5 protein-coding genes are annotated in these 7,363 nt (G+C 73.7%); 3 read left to right on the forward strand and 2 right to left on the reverse strand.

Features of this window, described 5'->3' with window-relative positions:
• Positions 1-2: 2 nt before the first annotated feature.
• Positions 3-1,541: an AlkA N-terminal domain-containing protein gene (locus R2740_RS18110; RefSeq protein WP_371304091.1), complete on the reverse strand. Its 1,539-nt coding sequence runs from the start codon at positions 1,539-1,541 to the stop codon at positions 3-5.
• A 60-nt stretch (positions 1,542-1,601) separates the two neighbouring features.
• Positions 1,602-4,430, reverse strand: coding sequence for a phosphoenolpyruvate carboxylase (gene ppc / locus R2740_RS18115; RefSeq protein ID WP_371304092.1), 2,829 nt, complete (start codon positions 4,428-4,430; stop codon positions 1,602-1,604).
• A 322-nt stretch (positions 4,431-4,752) separates the two neighbouring features.
• Between ppc and R2740_RS18120 the strand changes: the two genes are divergently transcribed.
• From R2740_RS18120 to R2740_RS18130, 3 genes are read left to right on the forward strand one after another with little or no spacing between them, the layout of a single operon-like run.
• Positions 4,753-5,424, forward strand: coding sequence for an ABC transporter ATP-binding protein (locus R2740_RS18120; protein WP_371304093.1), 672 nt, complete (start codon positions 4,753-4,755; stop codon positions 5,422-5,424).
• Positions 5,425-5,426: 2 nt separating this feature from the next.
• Positions 5,427-6,647 carry a hypothetical protein gene (locus R2740_RS18125; RefSeq protein WP_371304094.1) on the forward strand — a complete coding sequence of 407 codons (1,221 nt, stop codon included), beginning with the start codon at positions 5,427-5,429 and terminating at the stop codon, positions 6,645-6,647.
• On the forward strand, positions 6,644-7,225 hold the full coding sequence (locus tag R2740_RS18130; RefSeq protein WP_371304095.1) for a hypothetical protein: 582 nt from the start codon (positions 6,644-6,646) through the stop codon (positions 7,223-7,225). Before R2740_RS18125 ends, R2740_RS18130 begins: the two co-directional genes overlap by 4 nt.
• Positions 7,226-7,363: the final 138 nt, after the last annotated feature.

Genomic DNA, 7,363 nt, shown 5'->3' on the forward strand with positions numbered 1-7,363 from the left:
GGTCAGATCCTCTCGGAGGGGTCGCGGGGGTCGTCCCCCAGGGAGTGCCACAGGTGCAGCTGCGCGTAGGAGCGCCACGGCCGCCACCGTTCGGCGAGCGCGGCTGCCCGCGCCGGGTCGGCCCCGGCCAGCCGGAGCGCATCGCGGGTGCCGAGGTCCGTCGGCAGGAACACGTCGGGGTCGCCGAGGGCCCGCATCGCGATGTAGTCGGCCGTCCACGGTCCGATCCCGGCGAGCCCCAGCAGCGCGGTGCGTACGTCGGCCCGGGAGGCGCCGCGGTCGAGGGCGACGTCACCGGCCGCGAGGGCCGCGGCGAGCCCGACCAGGGCCCGGCCGCGGCTGCGAGGCATCGGCAGCGACTCCGGGTCGAGGCCGGCGAGGGCGGCAGCGTCGGGGAACAGGTGCGTGAGGCCGGGGACACCGGTGTCGACGCGGCGCCCGTGCTCGGCGACCAGGCGGCCGGCCACGGTGCGAGCGGCCGCCACGCTGACCTGCTGACCGAGGACGGCGCGTGCCGCCACCTCGGTGCCGTCGACGTGACCCGGGACCCGCAGGCCGGGGCGCCGCCACTGCAGCGGCCCGAGCACCGGGTCGCCGGCGAAGGCGTCGGCGACGGCCACCGGGTCGCCGTCGGCGTCCAGCAGGCGTCGCACCCGCTCGGCGGCGGCGGCGGTGTCTCGGAGGTCGGCCAACCGGAACGTCGCCGGCACGAGCGCGGTGCCGGGCTCGGCCGGATGGTCGGTCACGGTGAGCTCGACGGTGCCCGGTCCGTGCGGCAGGTCGAGCGTGCGGGCATAGCGACCGGTGACGACGTCGGCCAGCTCGACGCCGGGGACGGCACGGTCGGCGAGGAAGGACAGCAGTGCGGAGCCGGCGTACGGCGTGCGGACGGCGAGCCGCAGCTCCAGCACCCCGTCGCCGGTGCGGGTGTGACCGCGGCGGCCCCGCAGCTCGGTGGGACTGGCGGCATAGACCTCGCGCACCGTGTCGTTGAACTGGCGCACGCTCGCGAACCCGGCCGCGAACGCCACGTCGGCGAAGCCCAGGTCGGTGGTCTCGATGAGCACCCTCGCGGTCTGCGCGCGCCGGGCCCGCGCCAGCGCGAGCGGTCCGGCCCCGAGCTCGGCGGTGAGCAGCCGGGTGAGGTGGCGCGGGGTGTAGCCGACGTGCTGCGCCAAACCCTCCACCCCTTCGCGGTCGACGACGCCGTCGGAGATCAGTCGCATCGCGCGACCCGCCGCGTCGGCCGCCACATCCCAGTCGGGGCTGCCGGGTGTCGCGTCGGGAAGGCACCGCTTGCACGCGCGGAAGCCCGCCGCCTGGGCGGCGGCCGCCGTCGGGTAGTACGTCACGTTGGCGAGCGCCGGGGTCCGGGCCGGGCACGAGGGCCGGCAGTAGATGCCGGTGGTGCGGACGGCGGTGTAGAACACGCCGTCGAAGCGCCGGTCCCGCGACTTCACCGCCCGATAGCACGACTCCGCGTCGAGCCGGCCGGCCCCGTGCGGCCGGGCCGCGGTCCGGGAGGTTCCACTCGCTGCCATGCCCCCATCCTGGCCTACGCCGCCGACCAGGTCTCGCGGAAATCGGACACGGCCGTGACGTCAGCCGGTGTTGCGCAGACCGGCGGCGATGCCGTTGATGGTGAGGAGCAGGGCACGCTGCAGATCGCTGTCCTGGCCGGCCGACTCCCCCGCCGCCCGGGCTCGCGCCAACAGCGAGATCTGCAGCGCGTGCAGCGGCACGAGGTAGTCGTCGCGGATGCCGAGGGTACGACGCAGCACCGGCGCCGACTCGAGCAGCTCCTGCTGGCCGGTGACGGCGAGCACCTCCGCCACCGTGCGGGCATGCTCCTCCCTGATCCGGTCGAACAGCGGCTCGGCATCGCCGGGCACCAGCTCGCGCACGTAGCGGGCGGCGATGTCGAGGTCGGTCTTGGTCAGCGTCATCTGGACGTTGGACACGAAGGTCCGGAAGAACGGCCACGAGCCGTACATCTCCGCCAGCGTGTCGGCCCGCCCCGCCTGCCGGGCCGCGGCCAGCCCGGACCCCACGCCGTACCACCCGGGAAGGATGATCCGTGACTGCGTCCAGCCGAACACCCACGGGATCGCGCGCAGGTCGCTGAGGTCCCCCTCGCCGCCGGGCCGCTTGGCTGGGCGCGATCCGATGTTCATCTTGCCGAGCTCCTCCACCGGCGTGGCGGTGACGAAGAACGGCACCAGCGCGCGATCACCGACGAGCTCGCGATAGGCCGCCTTGCCGGCCTCGGCGACCAGGTCCATCGCGTCGTTCCAGCCGGTGAGCACCTCCGCCGGCAGCAGCGACCGGCGGTGCAGCACCGAGCCCTCCAGCGCGGCCGCCAGGGCGTTCTCGAGGTTCCATCGACCCAGCCCGGGCAGCGTGTACTTGTCCGAGATCACCTCGCCCTGCTCGGTGATCTTGATCGGTCCGTCCAGGCTGCCGTTCGGCTGGGCCATGATCGCCTCGCCGGTCGGGCCGCCGCCGCGACCCACCGAGCCACCACGACCGTGGAAGAGCCGCAGCACGACGCCGTGTCGCCGGGCGACGTCGCGCAGCGCTCGCTGCGCGCGGTGGATCTGCCACTGCGAGGCCGCGATGCCCGCGTCCTTGGACGAGTCGGAGTAGCCGAGCATGATCTCCTGCACGTCGCCGCGCGCCGCGACCAGCCGCCGGTACGCCGGCTCCGACAGCAGCCGGTCCATCAGCTCGCCGGCCCGCTCCAGCTCCGCGACCGTCTCGAACAACGGCGCGAACCCGATCCGCGCCGTCGCGCCCCGCTCGTCGGTGCCGGTGTCGACCAGACCGGCCTCACGGGCCAGCACCACCACGGCGAAGATGTCGTCGACGTCGTGGGTCATGGACACGATGTAGGTCTCGATCACGTCGGCGCCGAACCGGTCCAGGGCCTCGCCGATCGCGGCGAACAGCTCCAGGCTCGCCGTCGCCTCGGCCGGCAGGTCGGTGTTGGTGCGGCCCAGCAACGGACGCCGCGAGGCGAGCTCTCCGGAGAGCAGGGCGATCCGCTCGGGCCTGGCCAGCTCGGCGTAGGACGTGTCCAGCTCGTCGAGCCGGTCATACAGGGCGGCCAGCGCGTCGTGGTGTCGCTGGCTGTGCTCGCGGACGTCCAGGGTGGCCAGGCCGAGGCCGATCGCGGTGGCGGTGCGGATCATCCGGAGGATGCCACCGTCGGCGGTGAGCCGGTCCCCGCTGGCGATCATCGAGTCGCGGACCAGGGTCAGGTCGGTCAGCAGGTCGTCGAGCCCGAGATAGTCACGACCGGGCTCGTGGGCGGTGCCGCGGGCGATCCGGTCGCGAGTGCGCTGCAACCGGACCCGCACGTAGGACAGCTTGAGGCGATAGGGCTCCTCGGCATTGAGCCGGCGGACCGCCGCATAGGTGATCGGCAGCGCCTCGGCATCCGCGTCGAGGCTGGCCCGCAGCTCGTCGCTGACCGACACCACCCGGGTCGAGGCGCTCATCTCCGTGAGCAGGTCCTCGGCCGCGGCGACCAGCGTCCGCAGACCGTGGTCGTGCAGCAGCGCCAGCACGTCGAGCGTCACCTGCGGAGTGACGAACGGGTTGCCGTCGCGGTCGCCGCCCGCCCAGCTGCCGAAGCGCAGCGGCCGCGCGTCGACCGGCAGCTCGACGCCCACCGAGCCCAGCGTGCGGTCGAGCTCCTGGAGCAGGTCGGGGACCACCTGGGCAGCCAGCGACTCGAGGTAGTAGATCGCGGTCTTCGCCTCGTCCTGGGGCTCGGGTCGGACCACGCGGAGCTCGTCGGTCTGCCACAGCAGGTCGACCAGCTCGGCGAGCCGCCGCTCCAGGCGCGGCGTGTCCGCCGGCGACCGGACCGGGTCGCCCAACGCGGCCAGCAGGTCGGCGATCTTGCGCAGGAGCTCGAGCACGGACCGGCGGCTCGCCTCGGTCGGATGCGCGGTGAACACCGGGCGGTACTCGACCCGGGCCAGCACCTCACGAAGCACCTCCTCGGCCAGGTCGCCCTCGGCCAGCGCCTCCCCGATCCTGGTGGCGGTCGCCGCCAGCGGCCCCTCCGCGCCACCGGCCAGCTCCCGCCACCGGTAGAGCTGCTCGGCGATGTTGGCCAGCTGGAAGTACGCCGTGAAGGCACGTGCCAAGCGCACCGCGGTGGCGTCGTCGACGGCGGCCAGCACCTCGTGGAGCTCCTCGTCGCGGTCGTCACGCGAGAGGCCGCGGACCTGCTCGACGAGCGCCAGCAGGTCCTCCCCCTCGTGCCGGATCAGCGCGTCGCCGAGCAGTCGGCCGAGCAGCTTCACCGAGGCGCGCAGTGCCGCATGGTGGGCGTCGGACGACACCCCGCCGGCGTACTGCGCCACGTCGGGCTCCCGACGGTCGGCGGCGATCAGCTCGTGGGAGGTGTCCGACAGCATGACACCAGTGTGCGGTCCTCATGTGTCGGACGCGTTTCGCGCCCGGCCCGTGGGCCGGCCGGGCAGCGCCGATGTGGCCGGCAAGGTCGCTCCTTGACAAGGTCCTGCTCGGCTGACACGTTCGTGACCGGCCGACTCCGGGGAGCGCGTCAGCGCGGGCCGACCTGGTCCGACCCGGTCGGCTGCACCACGGCAGGCGTTACCGTCTACTGGTGATCGGCGCGCTTCCAGACTCACGCGGCGACCGGTGATGCCGGCGCCGCTCGAGAGTCCGCTCAGGGCGGAAGGTGTCGTCTTCCGCTACCGGCGTTGGTCCCCTCCGGTGTTCGACGGGCTCGACTGGACGGTGTCGCAGGGCTGCACGACGCTGTTGCTGGGCCCCAACGGCGCCGGCAAGTCCACGCTGCTCAAGCTGCTGGCGGGCCTGGAGCGACCTCGGGCCGGCCGGGTCACGGTCAACGGCACGTCGGGACGGTCGGACCTGTTCGAGCTGGTCGGTTGGATGCCCCAGGACGTGCGTCCGATCCGCGGGCTCACGGTGCAGGAGCAGGTCGAGTACGGCGCGTGGGTCACCGGCGCCTCCCGACGCGACTGCCGATCCCGTGCCCGGACCGCCATCGAGGCCGTCGACCTGACCGACCTGAGCTCGCGGCGCGCGGGCGAGCTGTCGGGCGGGCAGCTGCGCCGCCTCGGGTTGGCGCAGACGCTGGCCCGGCGCGCACACGTCCTCCTGCTGGACGAACCCACCGCGGGCCTCGACCCGGCGCAGTCGGCGCTGTTCCGCGAGGTGCTGCGCGGACTCACGATGCCCGGCGGGATCGTCGTCTCGACCCATCAGGTCGACGAGCTGGCCGACGACGTCGACCGGGTCGCGGTGCTGGATGCCGGACGGTTCCGCTTCGACGGAGCGGTCACCGACTTCCGAGAGGGTCACCCCGAGGGTCTGTCCCTCGCGGCCGCGTTCGCCGCCATGCTCGGGCGGGGTGAGCATTGAGCGTGGTGGCCGCGTTCCGGGTCTCGGGTGCGTGGTGGTTCCTCCCGGTGATGCTGGCGATCGGCGTCACGCTCCCCGTCCTGAACGACGTCCCGCTCACTGGCTATCCGGTGGCCGATCTCTCCGGCGCCGGCATCGGGCTGGCCTACAACGCCCCCCTCCTCGCTGCCATGACGAGCTATTCGACCCGGGGATGGGCCCAGCTGCACGCGACGTTGCGGCCGCGGCGCCGTGGCGCGGCCGTCGTGGCGGCCGGCTTCTGGCCGCTGCTCGCGGGCGGTCCCGCCGTGGGGTGCCTGGCCGTCTGCGTCTCGGCGCAGACGCTTCCGCAGGAACGAGCCGGCTGGTTGCTGATGGCGACCTTCGTGGCGGTCCTCGCCGGCGCCGCCGCGCTGGGCGTCGCCCTGTCGTGGGCGCTGCCCGTCGTGGTGGCCGTCCCAGCGGCGGCGGTGGTCGCCTTCGCCTGGGTCAACTACCTCCCGGCCACCAGCTCGCGCGAGCTGCACCAGATGTCTCCGATGATCGACGGGTTCGCGACGACGTCCCAGCCGTCGCGCACCGCCGTGACCGCCACGCTGGTCCTGACGGTGACCCTGGTGCTCGGCGTGGCGCTCGCCATGACCGTGACGAGGTGGGAGCGACTCTCACGGCCGCTGACCTCGGTCGCGGTGACCGTGGCGGTCGCGCTGTCGGTCGCCCTGGGCTGGCTCGTGGTCACGCGCTCCTCGCAGGAGCTGAACCTGCTGGCCGCCGAGCCGCGCTCGACACCGCTCTCGTGTGCGGAGTACTCCGACATCGAGGTCTGCCTGTGGCCCGAGGAGGCAGGACGGCGGCGGGAGATCGGCGCGACGGCGGCGCGCCTCAACCAGCAGCTCCGCGCTTGGGACCTGCCCCCGATCAGCACCGTGACGGCCAGGCCCGGGGAGGAGGGGGCAACCACGGTGGATGCCGGGCGAGGACTCGCTCCCGGCCCGATGACGCTGTCGATGGCAGCGGGCTACCTGGACCAGCGCGCCGGCTGCCAGGTCACGATCGGGCGGGACACCGAGGTGCTGGTGGTGGCGCTCGCCCTGGCGGCGAACCCCGCCGAAGACGGACTCACCGACGTCGTGAGTGCCGACAGTCTTGCTCAGGCACGATCGCGGCTCGATCAGGCAGCCGCTGACCAGGCAGCATGGTTCCGAGCCGGCGTCTCGGACCTCCGCTGCCCCCCGGCCTCGTGAGCACCTGGCTCCGGGTGCGGCACGTGCCGACCCTCTGCCTCGTCGCCCTGCTCTGCCTCCTGCTCGCCGGGGCCGTCGGCGGTCGCCAGCTGCTGTTGCCCGTGGTCGTGGGCAACGAGGGCAGGGCCGTCTGGTCGACCTTCCTCCCGCTGGTGTGGGCGATGGCGGTGTGTGACGCGTTCGCGACGACCGGGCAGGGCGTCGAGGCACGACCGGGGCGGCGGCTGCGTTCGGCGGACAGCCTGCTCTTCGCGGGGTGCTGCACGATCGGCGTCGTGGTGTTCCTGCCGGGCGCCGGCTCGGTGCCGCCGCTCGCGACGGCGGGCCACGTCCTCACGCTCACCGGTCTCGCCGGCCTGGTCACGCTGTGGCGCGGCGCCGGTGCCGGCGCGCTGGCCACGACCAGCCTGCTCATCGTCACGACCCTGTACGGCGTCCAGGCACCCCTGGGCCGCCTCGTCCGCGTCCTCCAACCCGACGGCAGCACCGCCGCAGCGTGGGTCGTCGGGACGGCACTGTGCGCGGGCACGGTGCTGACCTTGCTGCGTCACCGGCGCGGCTCCGGTCCCGAGGCATAGCGCGGGGACCGAGGGATCGTCGGGCGACCTTGGAGCCAATGAAGGCGCGGGTCAGAGGCGCCAGCCACGATCAGGGCTCGTGGCCGTCCGGTGGTTCCCGATCGGACGCGCTGCGAGATGCGCGAGGTCTCCCCCTGT

Origin of the sequence: Nocardioides sp., from assembly GCF_041393715.1 — a bacterium.
Lineage (GTDB): Bacteria > Actinomycetota > Actinomycetes > Propionibacteriales > Nocardioidaceae > Nocardioides.

What these genes read in the sequence shown, in the direction of transcription:
- ppc (WP_371304092.1), bottom strand. Translation starts at nt 4,430, where the DNA reads ATGCTGTCGGACACCTCCCACGAGCTGATCGCCGCCGACCGTCGGGAG.
- R2740_RS18110 (WP_371304091.1), bottom strand. Translation starts at nt 1,541, where the DNA reads ATGGCAGCGAGTGGAACCTCCCGGACCGCGGCCCGGCCGCACGGGGCC.